Annotated in this window: 1 protein-coding gene; it reads right to left on the bottom strand. The window is 69.7% G+C overall.

All coding sequences use genetic code 11. The features are described from left to right. Positions 1-285: 285 nt before the first annotated feature. The gene (locus ACTQV3_RS09195; protein WP_441536312.1) at positions 286-1,407 is read right to left on the bottom strand and encodes an IS110 family transposase; all 1,122 of its coding nucleotides are present in this window, start codon (positions 1,405-1,407) and stop codon (positions 286-288) included. Between the last annotated feature and the right edge of the window lie 133 nt (positions 1,408-1,540).

The raw sequence follows: 1,540 nt of genomic DNA, 5'->3' as shown, positions 1-1,540 counted from the left end.
TTCGCTCATATGACCCAATCCGCTGTCAAGAGCCACAATGGCCCCGCCGACCGCTTGCAATCGGTCGGCGGGGCCTGCCGTTGAACCCGTCCCGGTCCGCCCCCGGCATGTCGTCGACGCCTTCGGCTCAGTCTCATATCCGCGGATACCGTTCTGTCGGCCCGCACTCCATTCCTTCGGCGGGGTTCCCCAAGTCTGTCGAGGCGCATGCGGAGGGCTCCGCGCGCACAGCGAAATAGGGGGTATCCCCGAAGGCCGCCCGGCTCGCCGGGACGGGGGCTATGTCTATTCCGCGCCCTCCCGGCACATCATGCCGAGGGCCCAGAGCCACCTCACGAGCTCGGCCGCGGTGGCCGCGTTGGCCTTCGCCGCGGGCATGCCGCGGGCGAGCATCTCCTCGCGCCGCCGCAGGAGCCGCTCGGACCCCTTCCTCCCGTGCATCCTTATCTCGAGGGGCACGCCCGTGTCCCTCGGCATGAGCTTCGGCTGGTGCCGTGCCGCGGCGTAGCACCATGAACCCTCAACGGCCAGCTTCCTCACGAGCGCGTTGCCCGCACCGCTGATGCCTCCGAGCCGCACGGAGTCGCCACTCGACCTCTGACTCGGCGCGAGGCCGAAATAGGCCGTGACCTGCCTTCCGGAACGGAACCTCGTGAAGTCGCCGACCTCGGCCGAGAAGGCCGCGGCCAGCGCGAAGGCGCAGCCCTTGATCGACTGGAGGGCGGCCACCTCCGCGGCGATCGGGCTGGCATCCACGGCGGCCCTGTACTCGGAGAGCAGGTCCGCCCGGGCCTCCGCCGCGGCCTCGACCTCGTTCCTCAGGGCGGCGAGCGTCCGAACCCCGCCATCGTCCTCCGGCCTGACCTTGTCGAGCCACCTCAGGAAGTCGTAGGTCCAGTACTTCCTCGGGTTGCCGGCGGGCGTGGTGCCGCCGTAGACGAACCCCCGCCTTGCGAGGAAGGCGAGCAGCCGCTGCTTGGCGGTCGCCAGGCGCGCGGTCGCCCCGTCGTAGGCGCCGGCGAGGTCCCTGATGCCTTCGACCTCGGGGGAGGGGACCCATACGGGGGAGATGTCGTGGGCGAGTATCGCCTTGGCCATCCTGGCGGCGTCGTTCCTGTCGTTCTTGGAGGCCGAGTCGGCGGCCGACCTGGGGATCTTCGAGACCGCGGCGACGACGCACTCGACGCCGAGCCCGGCGAGCTCCCGCTGCGGGGCGAAGCCGAGGTAGCCGCTCTCGTAGGCCGCGAGCGACGGCCCGGGGAACCCATCCATCCACCCGGCGATCTCGCCCCAGGGGTTGCCGGGGAACCTCCTCGTCACGGCCTCGCCGGTGTCCGCGTCGAGGGCGCAGACGGTGGTCGACCTCAGGTGGACGTCCATCCCGAACGCGGTAGAATACTTTGGCATGGGAGCCTCCCAACCTCGTTGCGGCGCGGCTGCGCCTATGGCACTTCAACATCATTGTCGCAGCCCCGACCCGCGGTCACGAGCGGGGGCTCCTATCTTTTTAGTGCCCTCGGATTGGGTCATAGTGTCTGTC

The sequence above is a fragment of the Collinsella sp. LCP19S3_A7 genome (genome assembly GCF_052121995.1).
Taxonomy (GTDB): domain Bacteria; phylum Actinomycetota; class Coriobacteriia; order Coriobacteriales; family Coriobacteriaceae; genus Collinsella.
This window is presented reverse-complemented; position numbering and strand designations above follow the sequence as displayed.

Bases quoted from the DNA above. Each gene is read 5' to 3' on its own strand.
- ACTQV3_RS09195 (WP_441536312.1), bottom strand. From the start codon at position 1,407: ATGCCAAAGTATTCTACCGCGTTCGGGATGGACGTCCACCTGAGGTCG.